The organism is Anaplasma phagocytophilum str. Webster (assembly GCF_000964685.1).
GTDB classification, from domain to species: Bacteria; Pseudomonadota; Alphaproteobacteria; order Rickettsiales; family Anaplasmataceae; genus Anaplasma; species Anaplasma phagocytophilum.
This window is the reverse complement of record NZ_LANS01000001.1, coordinates 355,920-378,544: the sequence shown is the minus strand read 5'-3', so window position 1 is coordinate 378,544 and position 22,625 is coordinate 355,920. Positions and strand designations below refer to the sequence as shown.

General features: G+C 42.4%; 20 protein-coding genes and 6 pseudogenes. 6 read left to right on the top strand and 20 right to left on the bottom strand.

Annotated features, from left to right (window positions below; genetic code table 11):
• Positions 1 to 63 precede the first annotated feature (63 nt).
• The gene (hisS, locus tag APHWEB_RS01535) at positions 64 to 1,326 is read left to right on the top strand and encodes a histidine--tRNA ligase (protein WP_011450273.1); all 1,263 of its coding nucleotides are present in this window, start codon (positions 64 to 66) and stop codon (positions 1,324 to 1,326) included.
• Positions 1,327 to 1,799: 473 nt separating this feature from the next.
• On the opposite strand, the gene APHWEB_RS01530 is transcribed toward hisS, so the two are convergent.
• Positions 1,800 to 2,567 (bottom strand): DsbA family protein, encoded by a 768-nt coding sequence (locus tag APHWEB_RS01530; protein WP_020848768.1) that lies wholly within the window; start codon positions 2,565 to 2,567, stop codon positions 1,800 to 1,802.
• 346 nt (positions 2,568 to 2,913) lie between these two features.
• On the opposite strand from APHWEB_RS01530, the gene APHWEB_RS01525 reads away from it, so the two are divergent.
• The gene (locus APHWEB_RS01525) at positions 2,914 to 3,843 is read left to right on the top strand and encodes a COX15/CtaA family protein (RefSeq protein WP_230468223.1); all 930 of its coding nucleotides are present in this window, start codon (positions 2,914 to 2,916) and stop codon (positions 3,841 to 3,843) included.
• Positions 3,844 to 4,385: 542 nt separating this feature from the next.
• Here the strand turns inward: APHWEB_RS01525 and ccmA are convergent.
• Positions 4,386 to 5,006, bottom strand: a complete 621-nt coding sequence (gene ccmA, locus APHWEB_RS01520) for a heme ABC exporter ATP-binding protein CcmA (RefSeq protein ID WP_011450278.1) — start codon at positions 5,004 to 5,006, stop codon at positions 4,386 to 4,388.
• A 799-nt stretch (positions 5,007 to 5,805) separates the two neighbouring features.
• On the opposite strand from ccmA, the gene APHWEB_RS06255 reads away from it, so the two are divergent.
• Positions 5,806 to 5,967 (top strand): hypothetical protein, encoded by a 162-nt coding sequence (locus APHWEB_RS06255; RefSeq protein ID WP_011450281.1) that lies wholly within the window; start codon positions 5,806 to 5,808, stop codon positions 5,965 to 5,967.
• 114 nt (positions 5,968 to 6,081) lie between these two features.
• Here the strand turns inward: APHWEB_RS06255 and APHWEB_RS01515 are convergent.
• The 7 genes and pseudogenes from APHWEB_RS01515 to APHWEB_RS01490 all read right to left on the bottom strand — a co-directional run.
• A pseudogene (locus tag APHWEB_RS01515) lies at positions 6,082 to 6,723 on the bottom strand (cell division protein FtsZ); the annotation flags it as partial.
• 149 nt (positions 6,724 to 6,872) lie between these two features.
• A complete protein-coding gene (gene dcd, locus APHWEB_RS01510) occupies positions 6,873 to 7,430 on the bottom strand; it encodes a dCTP deaminase (RefSeq protein ID WP_011450283.1) in 558 nt (185 codons plus the stop codon).
• 159 nt (positions 7,431 to 7,589) lie between these two features.
• Positions 7,590 to 8,036 (bottom strand): annotated as a pseudogene (locus tag APHWEB_RS01505) (TRAP transporter large permease subunit); the annotation flags it as partial.
• Positions 8,012 to 8,192: pseudogene (locus tag APHWEB_RS06770) on the bottom strand (P44/Msp2 family outer membrane protein); the annotation flags it as partial. The pseudogenes APHWEB_RS06770 and APHWEB_RS01505, both read right to left, overlap by 25 nt.
• A gap of 477 nt (positions 8,193 to 8,669) precedes the next feature.
• Positions 8,670 to 9,248: pseudogene (locus tag APHWEB_RS01500) on the bottom strand (P44/Msp2 family outer membrane protein); the annotation flags it as partial.
• Between the two features lie 438 nt (positions 9,249 to 9,686).
• Positions 9,687 to 9,983 carry a hypothetical protein gene (locus APHWEB_RS01495; RefSeq protein ID WP_020848772.1) on the bottom strand — a complete coding sequence of 99 codons (297 nt, stop codon included), beginning with the start codon at positions 9,981 to 9,983 and terminating at the stop codon, positions 9,687 to 9,689.
• A gap of 4 nt (positions 9,984 to 9,987) precedes the next feature.
• Positions 9,988 to 10,197 carry a hypothetical protein gene (locus APHWEB_RS01490; protein ID WP_020848773.1) on the bottom strand — a complete coding sequence of 70 codons (210 nt, stop codon included), beginning with the start codon at positions 10,195 to 10,197 and terminating at the stop codon, positions 9,988 to 9,990.
• A gap of 796 nt (positions 10,198 to 10,993) precedes the next feature.
• Here APHWEB_RS01490 and APHWEB_RS01485 point away from each other — a divergent pair.
• From APHWEB_RS01485 to APHWEB_RS01475, 3 genes are read left to right on the top strand one after another with little or no spacing between them, the layout of a single operon-like run.
• Entirely contained in the window at positions 10,994 to 11,263 is a 270-nt protein-coding gene (locus APHWEB_RS01485; RefSeq protein ID WP_011450286.1) for a cold-shock protein, read from the top strand.
• A gap of 27 nt (positions 11,264 to 11,290) precedes the next feature.
• A complete protein-coding gene (locus APHWEB_RS01480) occupies positions 11,291 to 13,393 on the top strand; it encodes a sensor histidine kinase NtrY-like (RefSeq protein WP_020849222.1) in 2,103 nt (700 codons plus the stop codon).
• A 7-nt stretch (positions 13,394 to 13,400) separates the two neighbouring features.
• On the top strand, positions 13,401 to 14,546 hold the full coding sequence (locus APHWEB_RS01475; protein ID WP_011450288.1) for a ribonuclease D: 1,146 nt from the start codon (positions 13,401 to 13,403) through the stop codon (positions 14,544 to 14,546).
• 116 nt (positions 14,547 to 14,662) lie between these two features.
• Here the strand turns inward: APHWEB_RS01475 and ligA are convergent, their stop codons facing one another.
• The 11 genes and pseudogenes from ligA to gmk form a co-directional block, all read right to left on the bottom strand.
• Positions 14,663 to 16,696 carry an NAD-dependent DNA ligase LigA gene (ligA, locus tag APHWEB_RS01470; RefSeq protein WP_011450289.1) on the bottom strand — a complete coding sequence of 678 codons (2,034 nt, stop codon included), beginning with the start codon at positions 16,694 to 16,696 and terminating at the stop codon, positions 14,663 to 14,665.
• A gap of 5 nt (positions 16,697 to 16,701) precedes the next feature.
• Positions 16,702 to 17,031: a Grx4 family monothiol glutaredoxin gene (grxD, locus tag APHWEB_RS01465; protein ID WP_011450290.1), complete on the bottom strand. Its 330-nt coding sequence runs from the start codon at positions 17,029 to 17,031 to the stop codon at positions 16,702 to 16,704.
• Entirely contained in the window at positions 17,024 to 17,260 is a 237-nt protein-coding gene (locus APHWEB_RS01460) for a BolA/IbaG family iron-sulfur metabolism protein (protein WP_011450291.1), read from the bottom strand. The genes grxD and APHWEB_RS01460 overlap by 8 nt, the downstream gene beginning before the upstream one ends.
• 232 nt (positions 17,261 to 17,492) lie before the next feature.
• A complete protein-coding gene (locus tag APHWEB_RS01455; protein WP_011450292.1) occupies positions 17,493 to 17,993 on the bottom strand; it encodes a redoxin family protein in 501 nt (166 codons plus the stop codon).
• 439 nt (positions 17,994 to 18,432) lie between these two features.
• A complete protein-coding gene (locus APHWEB_RS07065) occupies positions 18,433 to 18,768 on the bottom strand; it encodes a P44/Msp2 family outer membrane protein (RefSeq protein WP_341476094.1) in 336 nt (111 codons plus the stop codon).
• Positions 18,769 to 19,025: 257 nt separating this feature from the next.
• Positions 19,026 to 19,304, bottom strand: a complete 279-nt coding sequence (locus APHWEB_RS07060) for a hypothetical protein (protein WP_341476093.1) — start codon at positions 19,302 to 19,304, stop codon at positions 19,026 to 19,028.
• A gap of 137 nt (positions 19,305 to 19,441) precedes the next feature.
• A pseudogene (locus tag APHWEB_RS06250) lies at positions 19,442 to 19,584 on the bottom strand (P44/Msp2 family outer membrane protein); the annotation flags it as partial.
• Positions 19,585 to 19,707: 123 nt separating this feature from the next.
• Positions 19,708 to 19,956: pseudogene (locus tag APHWEB_RS01440) on the bottom strand (P44/Msp2 family outer membrane protein); the annotation flags it as partial.
• A gap of 217 nt (positions 19,957 to 20,173) precedes the next feature.
• Positions 20,174 to 21,181 carry a P44/Msp2 family outer membrane protein gene (locus tag APHWEB_RS01435; RefSeq protein ID WP_011450295.1) on the bottom strand — a complete coding sequence of 336 codons (1,008 nt, stop codon included), beginning with the start codon at positions 21,179 to 21,181 and terminating at the stop codon, positions 20,174 to 20,176.
• Complete coding sequence (locus APHWEB_RS07120) at positions 21,138 to 21,263, bottom strand: hypothetical protein (protein WP_011450296.1); 126 nt, start codon at positions 21,261 to 21,263, stop codon at positions 21,138 to 21,140. The genes APHWEB_RS01435 and APHWEB_RS07120 overlap by 44 nt, the downstream gene beginning before the upstream one ends.
• 629 nt (positions 21,264 to 21,892) lie before the next feature.
• Positions 21,893 to 22,456, bottom strand: a complete 564-nt coding sequence (gene gmk / locus APHWEB_RS01430; protein WP_264357586.1) for a guanylate kinase — start codon at positions 22,454 to 22,456, stop codon at positions 21,893 to 21,895.
• Between the last annotated feature and the right edge of the window lie 169 nt (positions 22,457 to 22,625).

The window sequence follows — 22,625 nt, the reverse complement described above, 5'->3', positions numbered from 1 at the left end:
AAAAAAATGTACACATTTGCTGTCTTCGGGACACCATAAAAACAAGTTTAGGGATAGGGGAATATGAAAGTAGGTGGATTTCAACCGGTGCGAGGTACAAAGGACTTACTTTCTGAAGAATATTACAAATTATTCCATATACAAAATGTTGCTCAAGAAATAGGAGAGCGCTTTGGTTTTATGCCTGTGCAAACCCCTATATTTGAATTCCAAGAGGTTTTTTGCAAAACTCTGGGGGACTCTACAGACGTTATCGGCAAGGAAATGTATACTTTTGCGGATCGTGGTGGGGATGTACTTGCGTTGCGTCCGGAATTTACTGCTGCAATCGTGCGGTTATTGTTGAGCGAAAAAATGCAGCCACCGGCACGACTATTCACGGCAGGCCCAGTGTTTCGCTATGAGCGACCGCAGAAATGTCGGCAGAGACAGTTTCACCAAATAAATTATGAATGCTTTGGCGCAGGTGGAAGCCAAGCTGACGCTGAAATTATCTCTCTAGCATATTGTGTTCTGGAAGTGTTTGGGTTGCACTGTGATGTCACGCTAGAAATAAATTCCCTGGGAAGTAGCGAGTGCATGAACGCCTACAGGGCTAGCTTACTTAGTTTTTTTGAGAAGTATCGCTCTGAGCTTTCTGAGGATAGCAGGAGAAGGTTGCAGACTAATCCTCTGAGAATTCTAGATTCGAAAGATGCTACTGATAAAGAAATACTCAGTACTGCGCCTTCAATCGAGGATTTTTACGATGCTGAGACTAGAGCTTCCTTTGAAGGATTGAAGGACCATCTCACGAATTTGGGTATACCATATGCAGTGAATCGAAGATTGGTGAGGGGGTTGGACTACTATACCGGCACCGTTTTTGAGTATAAAACATCGAGCCTGGGGGCACAGGATGCGATAATTGCTGGTGGTAGATACGACAATCTTGTAGCAGCTATGGGCGGTGAAAATGTACCCGCAATAGGATTTGCTGGTGGGGTGGAAAGACTTGCGGCATTGATGAGCTATTCTAGGACACGAAAGTTCTGTGTATTTATTTTACCGATTTCTGAGGAAGTCGTAAGTCATGCAATGCGTATCACCTATGAGATTAGACGGACTTTATCCGGCGTCCAAGTGATCTGCGACATAGTGACCAGATTAAAAACGGGCATCAAACGGGCAGATAGACAGAAAGCTGATATTGCACTGATTCTAGGAGATGAAGAGGTAAACCGTAACGCAGTATCATGCAAGAACATGCTGACAGGAAAACAAGAAGAAATCAGCATAAGCAACATTACGGAATATCTTAAAGCGATGATGGCAGAGAGACAGTAGTTCACCATGTACGAACCAGAAAAAGGCCACGGGTATGGTCTTTGGGGAACGCGCGCTATGTGTTGAAGCTACGCCAAAGATTTGAGTATGTTCTATAAAAACCTGCTAATTCCGCATTTTGCTCGTGGAAAAATTCTAGCAGTGGTCCATTTTCATGCCTCTTCTTCACACTCTGGATATGTAACTGAAGACAACTTTGGCTCAGGAAACAACTTCGCCAGTTACTTATCTGTATAAATTTGGGTCATGTCACGAAGTGTGACTGAATATCATTTAACTTTGATTCCTCTAGATCAACCCTAACGGCATTTCTGTATACCCATTGCACTTTGGATCATGCTACGAGGTGACTGTAGATTCCTTGGGCTTTGATACAAGAACAACTTTACCAGTTTTTCTCGTCCATAGTACTTGTGACCAAGCTACAAAGTAACCACAGATTACTGATCTTGACACAACAGCAGCCCTACAAGCTATTTATTCTTTGCATCAATTGCACTTTGAATCATGTCACGAAGTGACTGAAGATCACTTGCTCCTACAAATACAGAATCACCAACAACAATAGTAGGCGTACCGCTGACATTGAGGTTCGCAGCTAGAGTCTTGGTATCTGCCAGCATTTTAGAAATTCTTTCGTCATTCTGCACCAAAGACCTTTCCAACTCTTCCCATGATATCCCAATAGACTCCGCAATATCTGCTATCTCAGTCTCGCTAAACATCTTATTGTGTACCAGAGCAGCATAGTAAAAGTCGATGTACTTTTCAGGGTTGATAAAATGCACGGCAAGCGCAGCACGCGCCGCAAGCATAGAGGCTTCTCCCAACAAAGGAAGGTCCCTAAGCATCACTCCTACCCTACCATCAGCCAAAATTTCCTTAATTTGAGGAAGCATCGTGCGACAATATCCACACGAATAATCGAAGAACTCTACTAAGAACACTTCCCCCTTCTTATTACCAAACAGTGGATAAGAGGTATCCTCAAGAAGATCCTTGTTCTCCAACACCCTCTTACGCATCTCGGCTTTATTTAGTGCAACCTGTCCTTTGCTCAAAGCGCTCACGACCTTATGAGGATTTTTATATATATACTCCTCTATCATGGCCTCGATTTCCTGCTGATTTTGGTTTTTAACTCCAGAGACCCAGCGACTTATTAGCGGGAAACTTGCTACCAAAACCACCAGACTCAACAGGCAGAACACTCTCCCCATCTTAAACTCCAGACCACTCATGCAACCACCACAGCTAACACTAGTGTATGAAAATGTCAATAACAATTTCCTCAAATACAGGCAGCTTGATGCGCCTATTACATGCCCACGTTGTAGGTACAAAATTGAGTAATTTAAAAACCATGGGCTCTAATCTTGCAGTTATATAAACTCGGATCGTAGCGCATATATGTTGGTCCAAAGGGAATGTGTGACTGCATTTTATGGACATGGTTTACTAGGTTAAACGACTGTTTTATTGTGAGAGATATAGGGACGGCGTTATAATTCCGGTTTTAAAGGCAGAGATATGCGCACATCACACATTGCAACATGGTTAGGTACTTGTTGCATCATGGTCCTTCTTATGGTTTTTGTTGGTGGTGTGACGCGTCTGACAAATTCTGGATTATCTATTACTGAATGGCGCCCTGTAACTGGTGTGCTGCCCCCAATCAGTGACGCCGATTGGGCGAAAGAACACGAGAAATACGCAAAGACCCCTGAGTATCTCTACATTAATTCTGGAATCTCACTGAGTGACTTCAAGCGCATATACATGACAGAATATGTGCATAGATTACTGGGCAGGATTCTCGGCATTATATTCTTCGTACCTATGCTTTATTTTGCAGTAAAAAGGCAAATCAAAGGAGCCCTGGCTGCACGACTTGGTATAGTAGCATTATTGGGCGCATTACAGGGTGCAATGGGATGGTTTATGGTGAAGAGTGGTCTGGTAGATGTACCTTATGTAAGCCATTTCAGGCTCGCCGCACACTTATTTCTAACAATTTTGCTGTTTTCTCTGCTATGGCATAGCTTTTTAGAAAGTAGAGGTGTAGTTGCAGTACATAAAGTTACACATGGCAAATATATTTTTGCGATATTTATGCTTGTGATAACAGTGTTGCAGATGGTATTAGGTGCGTTGGTAGCTGGCTTGGACGCTGGTCTTATCTTCAACACTTTTCCTCTAATGGATGGAGACATAATTCCGAGCCAAATACTTTCTGGAGAGCTATTAACCGGTAAATTTCTATACAATGCAGTTGTTGTACAGTTTCTGCACCGGTTTTTTGCTACTGTTGTGCTGGTGGGAGCGGTGGCTATACCCCTACTGATGCGATTCAAAGAGTCGTGGATGCTGTGTTTTGGTATCGTATTGCAATTTTTGTTTGGCGTGGCAACTTTGGTTCATGGAGTACCACTGTATCTGGCGTCTTTGCATCAAATATGGAGTTTTGTAGTAGTGGCTTTGGAGGTTTATATACTGAAAGTGATCAGAAAAGTGTAGCCGTACTAATGGTATAACGCGTTCCTAACACTCACGTCGTTTGTACCCGATAGAGGCTAGTATTAGATAGAAGGTGGATTCACAAATGTTTAGCGTCCACTAGGGCTAGAGTCTTGCTCAGGAAGATGCAAAAAACTCACGTGTTCACTCTCTTATCTAAGGCAGTGCTGCAGGCATATCATCAGTTGCTGTGCTCTTCTCCGTGTTTGACAATCCTTATCCTGCATAAATATGACTTCTCACATGCGGATTGCATTGGTGTTTTCTAAGAAGGTATAAGCTGAAAAGACATCTGGTACACACTCTAATACGCAATATCTTTGTTGATTGATACATGCTTTATAATCTAGCCCGAAACTTATAGGAATTCCCCCTGATACTCTCACTTTTATAAGCTGCGGATCCACATACTTAGCTTCCTTTGGTTGCCCTCATTGTGATACGCAAAAGCCTTGTTGAACACGCTTTCTTTGCCTCCTTCTGCACCTGCTCATATCTATCTGAAGGAACCATAACTTTCCTCTTGCGGATTTACCTGTCTTTTACGGTTGTGTCTGAGGCTCTGGCGCTAAGTTTACTACTTGTGCTTGTGAAAATGTGTTCTCATGGTTATGGTCTGCAAGTATTATGGTGCCACCTCGCTCTGCCCGTGTCAGAATGAGCTCCTTTAGCATTGCTACAGATGCAGAGTCTAAATTTGCAAAAGGCTCGTCCAGCATCCAAACGTGTGTATTGAATATCAATAGTCTAGACAAAGCCACTTTTCTCTTCCAACCTGAAGATAAGTGCCTAAACTTGGTGTGCAATACGCGGTGCAACTCAAAGAAGTTTACTGCGGCAAGGATGAGGTTATCATTACCCCGTGTATTGGCCCAAAATTCAAGGATATCAACCACCATCAGATGCTCGTGGCATGCATTCTTATGGCCTATGTACGTTATGTCAGAAATACACGTGCTAGATATTGTTATAGCCTCGCCATTCAGAGTTATTTTCCCAAATCTTACGGGAACTAAACCTACCATAGAGCGCAGTAACGAGGTTTTCCCGCTCCCGTTTTTTCCCGCAATAACCGTTATCGATCCTTGATTAGCGATAAAACTGAGATTCCGAAACAGAACACGCTCTCCCCTTACACACGTTACATTAGAGCACTCTATCATTTAAAGCACCACAAACACTGATAGCTGTCAACCTGAGTACTTTGCTAGCATCCTTCCAAACAAATGGCAAGTTCCAGGCCATATGTTAGTGCATATAGGGGCCGTTATGTCAATATATGCGCCTAAGTCTTGCTTTAACCGTGCAGGTTTAAGTTATTTGAAGCTATATAGTAGTGGCAGTACTAATGGAATACGAGTCATGACGAAAGCAGACACAGAGTCACCGCTCCATTATAGGCGCTAGATAAAGATAGCAGCGCTATGGCGGCGGCTATAGCAATTTGTAGACATTATTACGCAGAGTCAGTAAATGTTTAGGAAGGAGTTCTAGCTCACATTTTTAGTTAACGAAGAAACAAAGCACCATAGAATTATGCGGAACTGGTGGCCCCCTTATAGCCAGTATACTGCCCGTCGGGATGACTCTCATTGCTGTACATATCGCATTACGATCTAAAGCCGTAGTGCAACACGACATGAAGCGAGTTACGTTTGCATAACTATCCTTTGAAACGGAAAAAAGTTCACTATCCAGCCCGTTTTCCAACACTATGTATCCATATGTACCGCTTTATACATAGATAAGACAGTATAGGTATCTGTGCCCCTATAGAGCATGAGTGCTGCGTGATATAGTGAAGTTGTTAGCCCATATACTGCTTCTTCATTCATTTGCGTGTCGCTCGTAGTGGAAAGGCATTATTAGTGCCATGAACGTCAGCGAATCCATAGGAGCCTTTATGTCTACCGTGAGGCATTTATAGCTCTGAGTGCTCCAGATTTTAAGTACTAATATTCTGTGATGCAAAAAAGTGAGCAGGATTTCGCGAATCAAGGAGACAAATATGTTGTGATAGGGTCTATAAAAACCAGGGATGGGAGATTGAAGAAAAAGCAGTATGAAATAAGTAGGAGCATGAGTGTAGATAGGCACCGATTTATAGATGTCCACGCACCGTAGGAAGAGCGTTAGCTCTATATTATGGCCTTCCCTGACACCGAATCCAACAGTAGCGAGCACCCCAGGCAAAATCTGCTGGCTCAGATTTTAGGAGCCAAAACCTTCTCTCTTGCACTACTTCTTTCTTAAAAACGCAGGGACATCAAACGACTTACTATTCCAGTTTAAAGAGGAATTGCGATTTCCAGAGCCACGAGAAAACAAATCAGCCTCTGCCGGAGCACCACTACTCTCTTGTCCAGCCCTAGCATAACCAGAGACCCCAACTCTTGCGGAATCTCCCCCAACATCCGAGACACCCAGATCACTTTCCGAGCCCCTAGTCATTCTACCCTTGGGATTTGAAGTATGAGTACTATCTATACCCGTAGCCAGAACAGATACCCTAATTCTACCAGCACTATTCTCATCGAAGGTAGATCCGAAGATTATATTCGCCTCCTCATCAACTTCCTCCCGTATCCGGTTTGCGGCAGCATCAACCTCAAACAGCGTCATATCCATTCCACCGGTTATATTTATGAGAATACCCCGCGCACCCTTCATAGATATATTGTCCAGCAAAGGATTAGAGATAGCAGCTTCGGCAGCAGCAACTGCTCTATGCTCACCCTCTGCCTCTCCCGTACCCATCATGGCCTTGCCCATCTCACTCATGACAACCTTAACGTCAGCGAAGTCTAGGTTTATCAACCCTGGCATAACCATTAAGTCTGTGATACCACGCACGCCCGTATACTGTACTGTGTTCTTAAGAGTCCGTACTGTAAGGTTGGCGTCACACCATAACAAGTGAAGAGCAATCTCCCGCGCTATCTATTCTAAAATTCGATATATTACCACCTGTTGAAGCCACAGCAAAACTGCGCGCATTAAGGATCGATGACGGTAAATTACAAAGTTCTCTAACTAATAATTGGCAATGTTACGTCACTTTGCCCCATATACTTGCCCCCAGCTTCGTCGTAAGACTTGCTGCAACGTTCCTTGCCTGAAAAAAAGAGGAACTGGCATGCGCCCTCAAACGCATATACCTTCACAGGTAACGGAGATGTATTAGAGAATTCCAGAGTTACGTAGCCTGACCACCCTGGTTCAAGAGGCGTCACATTAACTACGATGCCACAGCGAGCGTATGTTGACTTTCCAACACAAACAACCATAACGTCTCGTGGGATGTTAAAGTACTCTACAGTCTTGGCTAGCATAAAGCTGTTTGGTGGAATGATGCAGAAATCTCCTTCACGATCAACAAAGCTATCTTGCGAAAAGTTCTTAGGATCCACTACCACTGAGTGTGTATTGGCAAAAATCTTGAACTTATTATCCAGCCGAGCATCATAGCCATAGGAAGACAAACCATACGACAAAACACCCGTGCCTTCTTTGTGGTCTACGAACGGGGAGATCATACCATCTTTTAGGGCCCTTTCCTTGATCCAGTGATCAGGCATGACTGACATAAGCAAACCCCTATGCAATAATAAAGAACAAACTAACCTCCAACCCTATACCCAATTTTACATTCCTTCAAGTAGAAACTCTCACAGTACGCATGAGGAACATGATACAACTGGAGATGGTTATACGCGAGCATACGGCGTATTGCAGCCTCTAGACACCCCATCAATGACGATATGAACGAAGCCAAAAAGGAGAACAACAGAAACCGAGGTTATCAAGAGTCTAAGTATAACTCCTCGAATTCCTACACCGGGTGCGCGCACACCGGGAGTACTACCTTCTAACCTCCGTGCCTCAAAATGCACGATGACAAGCAACCCTATATATACCATTAGCGCCGGCACAAACGCATGCTTAACTATACTGGAGTATGAAAGCGCTAAAAACTCGGCCATCAAAAACGCTGCTGCTCCCATGACTGGCGGGGTTATCTGACCATTTATTCCCGCTGATACCTCTATTGCTGCTGCCTTTTCGGGTGTCATCCCCATCTTCTTCATTAGCGGTATGGTGAAGGAACCGACAGTTATGGTATTGGCCACCGAAGACCCTGACATCATACCCATAAATCCCGAGCCTATTACGGCCGCTTTCGCTGGCCCGCCGGACTAGTATCATCTACAAGACGTTGAGCAGGCAGATCATCATAGACACCATCTCCAACAACGCGGTGGTAGAAACCCCCGCGAAAGCAGAGATTTCAGGAGAAGCTGATAACTCAAACCAGCCTTTAACCTATAAGCTAGTTTAGGAGTGATGTACTAAACACCATCCGTATTAGTCACAGATTAGCTTCCTCTCGAAGTACAGATAACCTTTATAAAGTCTGTGGGGAGTTCATGAGGTAGAATGTTATTACAAGGTAGGTAAGATTATAAAGCCGCTGTACGTACCTGCTCAGTATGGAAAATAGCTGATCGTAGTTTGTTCGTGAGTGATACGGCACTAATTTTGCCTAGTAACTTACCTTAACTAGGGTACTCAGAGTGAAAGATGGTTTGTGTAATGCACTTCCGCAACGCTTAATCTCCCCATTCGATATTCTTTGCTAAAGGAAGAACACTTGAGCTTTTTCCTAATTTCTTAGTCTTATGCTAAAAGTAAGGTTTATTGTGCAGGCTTTTTGTCTACCTAGAGATCTATATGTAATACGCATACTTATACTTCACAGAGTATTCGAAAGTAACTTCCGAACTCTGCATGGTGAGGCTCCCTATAACTATAAAACCCCAATTTCTATACCCAAGGTTAACCATGCTGAAGGTAGAAGAAACCGCCCTAATCTCAACAACCTCACCACCTTCAATAGTTTTAGCTAGCAACCCTGCTACTATGGTTTTTTCCTCAGGAGTCAGTTTTGTTAGGTCTCCCGCTACAGCTGTGGCATTATCGTTGCTAGAAGATCCGGTTCCTGTAGATGTTGGCCAGTTCTTACTACCATTACTCAGTAGCGTTTCTCTAACAAAGTCTCTTAAAACCTCTGCCGTTCCGAAACCTGTGCTTGCTACACCCTTTCCACCACACAAAGCAACCCTGTGACTTGTGGTACTTTGTCCATTCGATTCTGTCCCGTACTTCGCAAAGTTGCTCCCACTGTCGTAATTCTTCGTCACACAAACCTTCTTACCAATCTCGGAATGAGAGATTTCCACAGCGTTCGCAAACTGAACAAAGTCTTTACCCGAAGTTTTGGCAAGAGCAGCAGCAAGGTTATCAGTCTGTCCAGTAACAACATCATAAGCTAACTCCTTAGCTAGTAGATATACTGTATCAGCTTCATCTTCCTTACTACCACTATCTCTAATACCCTTGGTCTTCCTTTTAATAATAAGAGTTACTGTGTATGCTCTTATTACATCTACATAGAGATTCATAGGTAATGGGCATACTTACCAGTGTTTTTGAAACTGGAAGAGATCTTCATAGTGCATATTGGGATAATGCCTTCGATATGAGATTCTGTTGCTGCAACTTCCAAATATCTTAGAAAACAACCCTCACATCCAAAGCTAACCGTGGAAATGGTGATAGTAACTCATCTCATATTCTTATGAAGGTAGAAGAAACTGCCCTAATCTCACCGACATGAGCAACATGTAACCTCTCTCACATCTGAGATAATATCTTAAACAGCTTACTTACCCTGGTATAAACCAAGTGTCTGATAATAGCACCAAAAGTCTCAGATTGCTGTAACGAACCTCCACAGCACAGACTATATGTACAATCTACTACTCCTGAGCTAACCATGCTCGTTATGGAGATACGCATATCTCAACAACCTCACCCCCTTCAATAGTTTTAGCTAGTAACCCAGCTACTATGGTTTTTTCTTCAGGGGTTAGCTCCTGTACTAGGTCTGTGGCTACAGCTTTGGCGTTGTCGTTACTGTCAGGTGCAGGAGTTCTTGCCGTATTGCTATTACCGTCAATAGCTGTAGAAGTAGGCCAGTTCTTACTACCATCTATGAGAGCTCCAGCGACAAAGTTCTTAAAGTCTCTGCAGCGCCTGCACCAGACGAACCACCACTTGCCCTCGCCGTAGCCCCACAAACTGTTACTTCATTTTTACCACTTCCGTCCGAACCATTATTAGTTTTCTCAGCATACTTTCCATACGGTGCGCTACTCGAGCCGCCTTTCTTCGTCCTACAAACCTTTCCATCAATATCGGAATGAGAAATCTCAACCGCCTTAGCAAAGTGAACAATGTCCTTCCCTGATCTAATAAGAGAGATTTATATGGCATGCTAAAACCATATGCCATGCATATCCCATCTGAACAGGGGATACGGTTGTATTTTACATTTGCTGTTACTTGATTTAGTGGCAGTTCAATGTTCCATTTATGTAGTGCGCATTATAGTAGGTCAGAAAAGGTTAATGGCACTGTAGGTGTACTTAAACACGTACGAGCGAGCATATATCAGTGCGAAGGTGCAGGATTAGCATACTGCCTACTCCATTTTATATGGTACTAAAGCTGCCCCGCGGGACAGAACGTGAGTGACATTTCGTTTGCACTTCAAAGTTGACGTATACTCCCGTTGAGGGATGTGCTATGTGCATATACAGTATATGAAAATATTACATTGATGGTTCATAATATTTTTTTCTCGCATATATAATTGGTAATATCCTAAAATATTACAGAAATTCATGAAAAAATATTACCTTACATGCTAGGCTATGCCCTCTAACTTAATATAGGCCTGAGATTCTCTGATATCTAATATAGTAGGGGAATTAATTCATTATACGGGGCTTTTTCTGTTTTTATTATTTTGCATACTGTATATGGTATGTTATAAATTATACCTGTTTAGGCATAGACATAATGAATAGAGGGCAGTAAATCCCTGTGGTTGGGAGTATAATTGATGAATTGCTACATATTATTAGTGTGTGAGTAACTTAATGGGCAAAGTGCTCCTTTAAGAATATTTCTCTTGCAATGTAAAACATTAAAATATAGGCTCAAAGCGCCGTGTATCTTACAACTCAGGCGATAGCTTGGGTACTTGAGAGTAGCGGTTTGTTGTCTGAATATTTAGGGTTTTTTGATGTCTCAGTTAGTGGATGGGAAGGCGTTCTACACCGGTCATGTTAAGTGGTTTAGCGTAGAGAAGGGTTATGGTTTTATTTGTAAGGACAGCTCCGAAGGCAGTAAGGGTTCTGCTATGGGGCATGGTGAGAAGGATGTCTTCGTACATATTACATCGCTGCAGAGGAGCAGAATAGATAACCTCAGAGAAGGACAGAAGGTTAGGTACCAGTTGGATGAAAATAACGGAAAGGTTTCTGCTGTGAACCTAGAGGTGCTTTCGGAGTAACACTATGTTTGGGCCTTGTCAGGATGTATGGTATGGCTAGGCGCTAGAAAGAGGCGTCGTCTATGGGGTATTCTGGTTGACTTATTATCGTCCGGATTTTGCTCTGTGGGATTGGCGTCTCTTGATTTTTCCCTCATTTTGTCGTTGTTAGATGTTCAGGAATCATGGAACATTGCGACTGAGGAGAATATACAATTGCTCCTATGGGTGCTGTTAGTGTTCTTGCTTTGCATAGCTTCGTTGTCTTGTTGGACGATGCATGCTTGGATAAAGTGCAATAGGGGAGAGCTAGGTTTTAAGCTGCAAGCCAGGGCTGTTATAGTGTTCACCCTGGTGGGGATGATCCCGGCTGTAGTTGCTTCGGGGTTTGCATATCTTTTCTTTGATTATGGTGTGAGGGCCTGGTATTACAATAACATACGGCCTGCGTTCACTCGGTATATTGAAGAGACTTTGAAGTGTGCAGACGAATGCAGTACTGCTGTCATGGTTTCGGATGCTGTGCATCTTGCCAACTATTTGGGTACAGATTCTGCGCAGTGGACGTCAGAAAAGATCTCATTAGGGGCTGAGCTATTTAGTTTTTCGGAAATTCTACTTATCAGTCATAGAGAGATTTTGGCTAGCGCAAACCCTAGTTCTACATCTTGGACTAATTACGTAACTGAAGATGAGCTTTATGAAATTAATGACAAGCCAGTAGTTTTTTCTAAAGGACAGAAGGACTATACTGTGCAATTGTTAGATTCTTTGTCTGGTATTTATCTTATAGCAGTTCGGCCTCCAGACGACGCTTTGGAGCATAATATGCTGCGCTTTGAAGAGATGCATGAGCATCTAAATAATCTGCGAACGCAGATGTCTGCATTACAAATCCAATTTTCACTGGCATTTCTTTTGTTATTTTTGGTTGTGTTGTTTGTGTCGGTGTGGTTAGGGGTAGGTTTTGCCAAAGGTATAGTGGGGCGTTTATCTGAGTTATTTGCAGCCACTAAGCGGGTTCAAGATGGGGATTTTGATTGTAGGATAGAGTACAAAGGAAAAATTATGGGTGAAGAGATCGCTACGGTGATCAAGGCATTCAATCAAATGGTGGAACGGCTAAGTGAGCAACGTATGCAGTTAGAAAATGCATATAGAGAAATAAATGTTAGAAAAGTGTTCGTCGAAACTGTTTTGTCAGGAGTATCGTCGGGGGTTATGGCTTTATCCCCGTTAAAATCTGTAACTTTGATGAATGATAGGGCAATGGAGCTTTTGTCATGCTATGAGCTCAACAAACCAATAGAAGAAGTGTTGCCAGAAGTTTTGGAGCTGGTAAACATGGTCAAATGTAAGGGTGATATCACTATTATTCGTAATCATAAGTTACTTACCTTATCGGTGAATATAGAACGGTTGAAGTCTCAGGGACTGATTATTACATTTGACGATATTTCTGGTTTGGTAGAAGCTCAAAGGAAGGCAGCGTGGTCAGATGTAGCTAGGAGGATAGCTCACGAAATAAAAAATCCTATTACGCCCATTTACCTGGCAGCAGAGCGCCTTGGGAGCAAGTATGCTGAGCAGATAGTATCAGGAAGAGAGACCTTTTTGCGGTACACAGATACCATAATTAAGCACGTATCAAATATTAGCTGTATAGTGGACGAGTTTGCACAATTCGCGCGAATGCCCAGCCCGACCTTTAAAATGTGTTACATTTCTGTTATTATTAGGGACATAAGTTTTCTGGGACAGTTCGGTAAAGCCTTTGTTTCTTACGATTTGCACTTTCCTGAGGAAGAGGTCCTTGTTTTTATAGATCAGGAACAGATTTCTCAAGTATTCGTGAACATATTTAAGAATGCTTGCGAGTCGATAAACGCAAGTCCTAATGCTGATAGGGGGCGCATCGTTGTTACTGTAACAAAGGAAGAAAAGAGTGTTTTGGTTGAAGTGAGAGATAACGGTATAGGGTTTTCGGAGGATATTATAGGAAGGCTTACAGAACCCTATGTTACTACACGTGAAAAGGGTACTGGGTTAGGGTTAGCGATAGTAGAGAAGATCCTGCAAGAGCATGGCGCATCTATAGGTTTCCGTAACTCAGAGGAAGGTGGTGTGGTACGGATTACTTTTTTGAAATGAGAAAAATGTGTTTATTTGTTCAACAAATGATCTATCTAGGTTTTGTACGGAGTTATTACGTGATAACCCCGAAAGTGTGGCAATAGACACGGAGTTTTTGCGTAGCTTCAACGACTATTACCCAAAATTGTGTTTACTGCAGATAGCTTATGAGAATAAGCAGTGTGTAATTGATGCTTTAGCAGAGGGTATTGATCTTACTCCTCTGCAGGAAATTTTTGATAACACACAGATTTTCAAGGTTTTTCACGATTGTAGGCAGGATCTTGACGCGTTATCCCTGTTATTTGAGTCTCTCCCTAGGCCTATATTTGATACGCAAATAGCGGCTATGCTGTGTGAGTATCACGAAAATTCAGTGGGATACTCTAAATTAGTTGAGCAGTTTCTAGGCGTGAAACTGAATAAGATGCCCTTCAAGCGTGTGGATTGGTCAAAAAGGCCTTTAACGGAAAGTGAGGTACGTTACGCACTTGATGATGTTATTTATCTATATAAGCTGTACGGAATCCTTCGGGATATTTTGACGTCCAAGGGTAGGTTATCGTGGTATATGGAGGAGATGGATTGCATTGTAGATTCGGTATCCGATAACTACACTACGATTTTAGAGAGTATGGAGTGTTATGCAGACTTAACTGAGCAAGAAGCTAATATAGCAAGATCGGTGGTAGAGTGGAGAGAGCGTGTAGCACGTCTACTAAATATAAATCGAAATATTATCATGAATGCCAGAGATGTCTTGAATATTACAAAAGACTTTATAGCGGATGGCAGCGACAGTACCCTCAGAAAATACGTGCGCGAGCTATATCTACAAGACCTTCCATTCAGTTTGACTGAGATAGTGGAGAATAACAAGCATATAAAGCAAGATGTGTATAATAAAGCGAGTCAAGAACGTGATACTCTAAGTTTACTGTCTATATTGCTGCATAGCGTGTGCATAGAAGATGGTGTGTCACAGAAATTAGTAGCATCTAAGAGAGATTTGGTTAGAGCCATAAGTCGCCTTCCTAGCAACATAATGCGTGGGTGGAGATATGAGTTTTTTGGCCATAAGGTTAAAGCTTTTATCGAAGGACAAGCCAAGTTGGTGTTTTCTGTCGATACCAATGGAGGCGATGTACAGCTTCTTGTAGACAGTCATTAATTTGCCTGTAGATTAAGCGGCTAACGTAAGCGACGGCTCTTGATTTGCGGATTTTTTAGATGCACACAGCACCATATGCTCCATAGTAAATAAGAAGACATTACGAAAGTAGGCTATTACTCGGAGTTAGATACAGTTTTCAGTAGATCTTTCCACTCCGACTCATTCATAACCTGAATACCGAGTTTTCTAGCAGTGTCTAGCTTACTTCCTGAGTTGCTTCCAGCAACAAGTATGTCAGTTTTAGTAGTTACAGTATTCCCAACTTTAGCCCCTAGAGTTTCCGCATATTTCGCAGCTTCGTTACGGGACATATCTTCCAACACGCCAGTGAATACAATAGTCTTTCCAGAAATGGGAGACGCAGTCTCTGTATTTGCGATTTCATTCAAGATATTGAGTTTTTCTTCAAGCGTTTGGAGTACTCTCAAATTGTCTTCACTTGAGAAAAACGCACGTAAGGACTCAATACTTTTGAGGCCAATACCATGTATATTATCAGGATCTTCTCCATTCGCCAGTGATGTCATGGCACGTACCCAGGCGCTATAAGATCTATAGTGTTCCGCGATCAGCTTTGCGGCACCCTTTCCTATGAACCTGATTCCCAAGGCAAAAATGAAATTACTCAGTTTCACAGTGGTACTGGCATTGATAGCGTTAATGAGCAGGGCTATAGACTTCTCTCCCCATCCATGTTCAGCGCTTAAGTTCATGTGACTTATCTTTTCTCTGAGCGAAAAAATGTCAGCAACGTTGCTGATGTATGATGCATTGCAGAAAAACTCTATTTGTTTTTCTCCTAGACCTACTATATTTAGCCCATCCCGAGATACAAAGTGCTTCACTCGCTCCAGCACCTGCGCTTGACATGATAATTCAGCCGTGCAGCGCATCGCTACTTCTCCAGGTGCTCTACTAAGTGTACTTCCACATGATGGACAATGCGAGGGGAATACATACTCTTCAGGCACAGCAGAATTACAACGTGCGGTATGGTCTACGCCTACTACCTGTGGTATGACCTCGCCAGCCCTTTTTACTATAACACTGTCGCCAATACGTATATCTTTACGGGCAATCTCGTTAAGGTTATGAAGACTTGCCCGCGATACCAGGGTGCCCCCTATATTTATGGGCTCCAATTCCGCTATGGGCGTTATAACTCCTGTTCTTCCAACCTGCACAGAAATATCACGCAATTTAGTGATGGCCTCAGTTGAAGGAAACTTATGAGCTGTGGCCCATCTAGGATACTTACTTGTGGAGCCAAGCAGTTTTTGTAGGTGCGTATCATTTACTTTATACACTATTCCATCAATGTCATACCCTAGAGTACTGCGTGTATTATACATTCTGGTATGGAACGACAGCGCGTCGTCCATATTATCAGCGAAAAGTACCTCTGTATGAGTGCAAAACCCCCATTCGGCAAGCTGTTTTAATATTGCTTCTTGAGAAGCTAAGGCGCTATTGACTATACAATATGCCACATAGCGAAGATTCCGCTCTTCTGCAATTTTAGGATTTAGTTGACGGATAGAGCCAGCTGCGGCATTGCGTGGATTCGCAAAGTTACATACGTCCTTCAGTTTTTCAAAGTCGCTGTGGTGCATGTATATTTCACCTCGGACTTCCAGAACTTCAGGAGCATTTGCGATTTTGTGAGGGAGCTTACGTATTACTTTTGCGGTGTTCGTAATATCTTCCCCTAAATGGCCATTTCCTCTAGTTGCAACCCGTATAAGAGAGCCCTTTTCGTATAATGCAGCAAATGACAAACCATCAATTTTAGGTTCACAAGCTATGGTGATAGAGACTTCAGGATCCATATTAAGTGAACGCTTTACCCTGGAGATAAACTTTTCTACGTCCTGTATAGTAAAGGAATTTTCCAGAGATAACATGGGTTCACGATGGGCAATCTTGGGCAATCTGGCATCTACTGTGAGTGCACCAATTACTCCTTCATAATCATTATAGGCGCTAAGCTCGGGGAACTTTTCCAATAACTCACGTTTCTCCTGCACGAGCGCATCATACTGAGCATCTGAGATCTCCGGTGCATCATGTTCATGATATAGAACATCGTGAAGCTTCAGCTGCGCATTTAGATCAGCAAGACGCCGCCGACTGTCGTTGTCAGACATGTGACCTATCCAGTTATCACGCCCTTCTTTTTCAAAAGCTCTTGTAGTTCACCGCTTTGGTACATTTCACGTACTATGTCACATCCTCCGATGAACTCGCCTTTCACATATAGCTGAGGAATTGTAGGCCAATTGGAGAACTCCTTAATGCCCTCTCTCAACTCTGGGTCTCTCAAAACATCTACATCTTTAAATGCTATACCCAGATGAACCAATACGGATGCCACCACACTCGAGAACCCACACTGAGGTGCTGTAGCAGTACCCTTCATGTACAACACAACATCATTGTTCTCTATATCATGTTTAATTCTGTTCACGAGGTTGTTATCCATCTTGCTTACTACCCACACTTGTTTGTATTTGTAATGCGTGCACAACCACTCCTGAGAGTGCGTCATAAACCATTCTGTGCTGCTCAAGTTTTGACTTACCAGCAAATCTTTTGGAAACAATTCGCACGGAATAGTGATCATTGTCATCAGCTAAGCTAGTTACATCAACAATTCCATCAGGAAAGGAGTTACACAACAATTCTCTCAGCTTTAAAAGATCTACAGCCATTACCAAAGCCCCTAAAAGAGACCAGATGTATAACACTTTTTATAGATTTGGTAAACAATGACGGTACAACAGTAGTTGTCTCATAACATTGTCGAGTCTGCATAAGCGATTACCGGCAATGGGTGCGTGTAGCAGTTAATTGCATAAGTTGAACTGCCTGTCTTATTTGAATGGTTATTGTTTATGCTAGCAGCACAAAACTCTTACTTACCGAGGCTTTGTATGTATACGTTTATGAGATGAGTTTTGCGACACGTTCTTGCCATAGTTCCCAGGTTATAGAACCCTTTATATGGAGCACTAATTCACCTTTTTTGTTGAAAATAAAAGTTTCAGGTACTCCCGTAACCCCAAATGCCTTTGCTGCTTTTCCGGAGTAATCGGCCGCAATTGCAATATAAGGGTTATCAGGTTCCTGCAGCCAAGCCAGTGCGTTATCCTCTATATCTATGTAGTCTATGCCATAAAGATCGATGGGGGTTCTTTTAGAGATTTCTTTCCATGTTTGGTGCTCCTGCATACAAACAGTACACCAGGAAGCAAACACATTCACCACAAACGCACGTCTTTTTTTCTTGATCTCTGAGGTGTTAAATTCTGTACTGTTACCGAATATGGTAGGCAATACTATATCGTAAGAAAATGTGGCACTGTTGCGCCTGTAGTAAGTAAAAAATACGATGGCTGAAAAAGCGCAAAATAAACACAGCACGCTTATTACTACTATGCGCATGTAATACTCCCTAAGTTGATCATGTTACGGGATAGTGCATGCAGTGTGCATTGACTTTATAGTTTTCGCAACAGATCACTAGGGAAAGCTTAATTTTGCTACATGGTCATTAATTATATGTCATATACAATCTTAGACGGCGGAGCGGGATACAGTTCACACCTTGCCCTATCAAAGGGATGGCATGTATCTCGGTATTGTGTAATTAATATTATAAGGGGATAAAGTTCCCCTTATGTAGCGCGACACCCACAAGTGATCGAAGCCAGGACAAAGACGGGCAAAATAAGTATAGAACCTAGTGGAAAGTAAGTTATAGGGAACGTTGAGTGCCCCTCTTATAGGCAACAAACCTTATATTAGATTTGTAGGGCAACAAATGTGCATCATATTGCTTAAGGGGGAGTGAAGGCGAGCTAAGTGCTTTTAGGTCGCAACCTTAAAAAGCGAGCCTAACACCAAATTCCCCGCCAAAGTACCTCATGACGAATCTAGCAATGGCGGTTTCCTTAGCATGTTTCACAGGACTAATATCATCAGATAAATGCCGCAATGGCAGATCATCATAAACACCATCTCCTATAACGTGATGGTAAAAACCACCTGCAAAAGCTGTAACTTCTTTCGAAAATTTATAACTCAGACCTGCCTTTAACCGATATGCAAACTTTGCAGCAGTGTGACCATCAACAACACTAACAAAGCTCATCCCTGGACCAACACAAACATACGGCATTAAGATATTACTTATCGTGATATCTGAGCAAATATTCATTGTAACTGAAGTCGAAGAGATGGCCCTAATCTCAATAACCTCGCTTCCTTCAATAATTTTAGCAAGTAACCCAGCCACTATGGTTCGTTCTTCAGGAGTAAGTTCATTTACTAGGTCCTTAGCAACGGCTATGGCGTTGTCGTTACTCTCACTTCCTTCTCCAGTAGATGTAGGCCAGTTCTCACTACCATTTCCTTGTAGTGTGTCTTTGACAAAATTCCGGAATACGCTTGGACTGCTATAATGCCCACCCGTTATTAGCTCCTGCCCGCTATACCCACTGTCCCCGCATAAAGACGTTTTTCCCGAACTCCTACTCTTCTGCGTTCTCCTCGCATAATACGCATTCGTACTACACGGCTTTTGGCTATGATCACACGGATTTTTTCCAGTTCCCGCCGACTTCGTCTTACAAACCTTGCCATCAATCTCGGAATGAGAAATCTCCACCGCCTTAGCAAACTGAACAATATCCTTACCGGAGGTTTTGGCAAGAGCAGCGGCAAGGTTATCAGTCTGTCCAGTAACAACATCATAAGCTAACTCCTTAGCTAGTAGATATACTGTATCTACTTCATACTCTCTAATAATACTCTTCCACTATCTCTAATACCCTTGGTCTTGCATCTTAATAATAAGAGTTATTGCATAGGATCTTGATATACCTGGCGATTCAAGGTAGTTGAGCCGGAAGATCATCATAAACACCATCACCAACAACACGGTGATAGAAACCACCCGCAAAAGCCGAGATTTCAGGAGAGAGCTGAAACTCAACCCAGCCTTTAACCTATAAGCAAGCTTAGGTGTCATATTCTAAACACCATCCTTATTAGTCACAGATTAGCTTTCTCTCGAGTACAGATAACCTTTATAAAGTCCGTGGGGAGATTCATAGATAGCAAGTAATTTCATGCTGGGTAAGAGTATAAAACCACCTTAAAAAGCGAACCTAACACCAAATTCCCCACCGACATAAGCCATGGAGAAATTAGCAATAGCAGTATCCTTAGAGCGACCTGCCGGACTAGTATCATCTACAAGACGTTGAGCAGGCAGATCATCATAAACACCATCTCCAACAACCCTATGGTAGAAGCCACCCGCAAAAGCAGAGATTTCAGGAGAGAGCTGATAACTCAACCCAGCCTTTAACCTATAAGCAAGTTTAGGAGTGATATGCCAAACACCATACTGATTGTCTCCATATTAGGTTGCTCTCGAAGTGTAGATAGCCTTTATAAAGTCCGCAGTGAAGATTCCTAGATGGCATGTAATTTCATGCTGGGTAAGAGTGTAAAGCCACTGTACGGACCTGCTAAGTATGGAGAATCGCTGATCGTAGTTTGTTTCGTGAGTGATACGGCACTAATTTTGTCTAGTCACTTGCCTCGGGTATTTAGGATCAAAAACGTATTGTGCGACGTGAGCCATCAACAACACCCACGAAGTTACCCCCTAAACCAACACAAGCATAAGGAACAACACCTAAACCTTCACTAAGAAGATCATAACAAGCATTGACCATTACAGAAGTAGAAGAAACCGCCCTGATCTCAACAACTTCACCCCCTTCAATAGTCTTAGCTAGTAACCCTGCTACTATGGTTTTTTCTTCGGAAGTGAGTTTTGTTAGATCTTTCGCTACGGCGTCTGCATTGTCGTTTTTATTATCAGATGGCGCTCCATCATTTTTCGTAGATGTCGGCCAATTCTTACTACCATTTTCCAAAAGAGTTTTCTTTATAAAATGCTCGAAAACCTCTGCGTTGTTACTACTACCGCTATGACTTCCCCCATCATCACTACATAACGATGTATTGTTGTCACTGCTCTTCGTACCGGTTTTATCAGCATACTTACCATACTTTCCAGAACTTTGGGCTTTCGTCGCACAAACCTTCTTATCAATACCGGGATGAGAAACCACAACCGCCTTAGCAAACTGAACAAAGTCTTTACCCGAAGTTTTGGCAAGAGCAGCAGCAAGGTTATCAGTCTGTCCAGTAACAACATCATAAGCTAACTCCTTAGCTAGTAGATATACTGTATCAGCTTCATCTTCCTTACTACCACTATCTCTAATACCCTTGGTCTTGAAGCGCTCGTAACCAATCTCAAGCTCAACCCTGGCACCACCAATACCATAACCAACACTACCTTCCATAGCTACAAGCATGTTGTCCTTAAACCCAATCCGAGGATCAGGTGTGTTCCAGTCAAACTTGTTAGACTCTAGCTTTACACTCTTTCCATCCTTTAAGTATGGATATACTGCCTTAGTCTCTCCGTTACTCTCCCTTATACTAAAATCTCTTATCTTGCTAAACGCTGGACTGTAATCCAAGCCAACATAGAAATATCCCGCTCTACCAGACCCCTGAAGCACTACCATCACCATGAGCCTTAGCATCTTGTCCCGCCATTACTATGGCTAATGACATCACGCTCCCTAAAAATAGCTTACTTCCAGATCTTCTATACCAGCTTACCACGGACTACCTCAAAACGTGAGCCTAACACCGAATGCACAACTAAATAGGCTTATATGGTTATGGTTCTAAGGATATAAATTATTAATTAAGAACAGTTACACATTTACTTGCGAGAACAAGTTAGTACATCTAAGTGTTCCCTTTTAAGAGAGCTGTAATTTCTGCAAACCTTTTAGGCAATTGTTATTAGGCGGTATACCGTAATACGTGTTGTACGATATTAGCTTCTATCTCCATAATTGCTTTTTATGCTTCAAAACTGTGACCCGTATTAGAAATACATGAAGCTGCTCTCCCCCATAAGATGCTAATTTTCTCAGAATGGTATGGACAGAATGCCATAAACCCCGGCACCAAAGCAGCAAGCTGTGTAAGAGGATAGGTGATATCACCATTCCTACACTGGATCCCTGCGGATTTCCTGGTTCTTGGGTTCCATATTCATACAAATATAACCCCCTCCATGTTTCCAGAAGAAGATGAGATACACCAAAGACTCTAAAGAATACTAGAACCCCCAGAGCCTCTATATACGCATTTTATGATACTAAAAGCAAAACACAGAGACCAATAATATAGAGTTCTACATATCAGTTAATGTGCAACCAGCATTCTATTCTACAGATTGCTTAATCTTCTATAGGGAACCTACTCTCTAATAATTCCCTCAGCCCAACTTGCCTGCAAGTTTTCATCTGTTCTGCCCTCAGGATATTGCTAATTCTGTCTGCTGTTTCCTCTATATCTTCGTTTACTATTACGTAGTCGTAAGCTTCGCAGTGACTGATCTCAAACGCTGCTCCTTTTAGCCTTGCTTCCACAACCTCTGAATCATCAGCTCTTCTACCACATAATCTCCTACGCAGTTCTTCCATAGAAGGGGGCATTATGAATATGCTCACTACGTGCTCTCTCATCATCTCCATGAACTTGAAAGCTCCTTGCCAGTCAATTACTAGTAACGTGCTGACTCCCTTATCTACATTGTCTTCTAGATTCTTGCGGGGAACACCGTAGAAATTACCAAATACTTCTGCATGTTCTATTATCTCCCCGTTGCTGCATAGTCTTAAAAATTCTTCCCGATCTACAAAATAGTAGTCTTTCCCTTCTTTCTCTCCTTTCCTTGCTGCTCGGGTTGTGATGGAATTACTATATTGATGGGTGTGCGTATGCTCTATGCATGCATTTATAATGCGATCTCAAGCTACAGTTATGTGCGGCAAAACAAGATAGTAGAGCAGTAGTGCGCAGCTATTGAGTTACATTTTTAGTGCCTGTTGTTTCGAAAACTACTCTTTTAAATTATGCTACACATCAGCAGCTATATTTGTACAACATTGCTACAGATGTTGTGCGCTG

Coding starts and splice junctions, on each gene's coding strand:
- ligA (WP_011450289.1), bottom strand. CDS start 16,696: ATGTCTGACAACGACAGTCGGCGGCGTCTTGCTGATCTAAATGCGCAG.
- APHWEB_RS01480 (WP_020849222.1), top strand. CDS start 11,291: ATGGTATGGCTAGGCGCTAGAAAGAGGCGTCGTCTATGGGGTATTCTG.
- APHWEB_RS01460 (WP_011450291.1), bottom strand. CDS start 17,260: ATGGCTGTAGATCTTTTAAAGCTGAGAGAATTGTTGTGTAACTCCTTT.
- APHWEB_RS01490 (WP_020848773.1), bottom strand. CDS start 10,197: ATGGCATATGGTTTTAGCATGCCATATAAATCTCTCTTATTAGATCAG.
- dcd (WP_011450283.1), bottom strand. CDS start 7,430: ATGTCAGTCATGCCTGATCACTGGATCAAGGAAAGGGCCCTAAAAGAT.
- APHWEB_RS01435 (WP_011450295.1), bottom strand. CDS start 21,181: ATGCTAAGGCTCATGGTGATGGTAGTGCTTCAGGGGTCTGGTAGAGCG.
- grxD (WP_011450290.1), bottom strand. CDS start 17,031: ATGGATAACAACCTCGTGAACAGAATTAAACATGATATAGAGAACAAT.
- APHWEB_RS01485 (WP_011450286.1), top strand. CDS start 10,994: ATGTCTCAGTTAGTGGATGGGAAGGCGTTCTACACCGGTCATGTTAAG.
- APHWEB_RS01530 (WP_020848768.1), bottom strand. CDS start 2,567: ATGAGTGGTCTGGAGTTTAAGATGGGGAGAGTGTTCTGCCTGTTGAGT.
- APHWEB_RS01525 (WP_230468223.1), top strand. CDS start 2,914: ATGGTTTTTGTTGGTGGTGTGACGCGTCTGACAAATTCTGGATTATCT.
- hisS (WP_011450273.1), top strand. CDS start 64: ATGAAAGTAGGTGGATTTCAACCGGTGCGAGGTACAAAGGACTTACTT.
- APHWEB_RS07060 (WP_341476093.1), bottom strand. CDS start 19,304: ATGATGTTGTTACTGGACAGACTGATAACCTTGCCGCTGCTCTTGCCA.
- APHWEB_RS01455 (WP_011450292.1), bottom strand. CDS start 17,993: ATGCGCATAGTAGTAATAAGCGTGCTGTGTTTATTTTGCGCTTTTTCA.
- ccmA (WP_011450278.1), bottom strand. CDS start 5,006: ATGATAGAGTGCTCTAATGTAACGTGTGTAAGGGGAGAGCGTGTTCTG.
- APHWEB_RS07065 (WP_341476094.1), bottom strand. CDS start 18,768: ATGAATATTTGCTCAGATATCACGATAAGTAATATCTTAATGCCGTAT.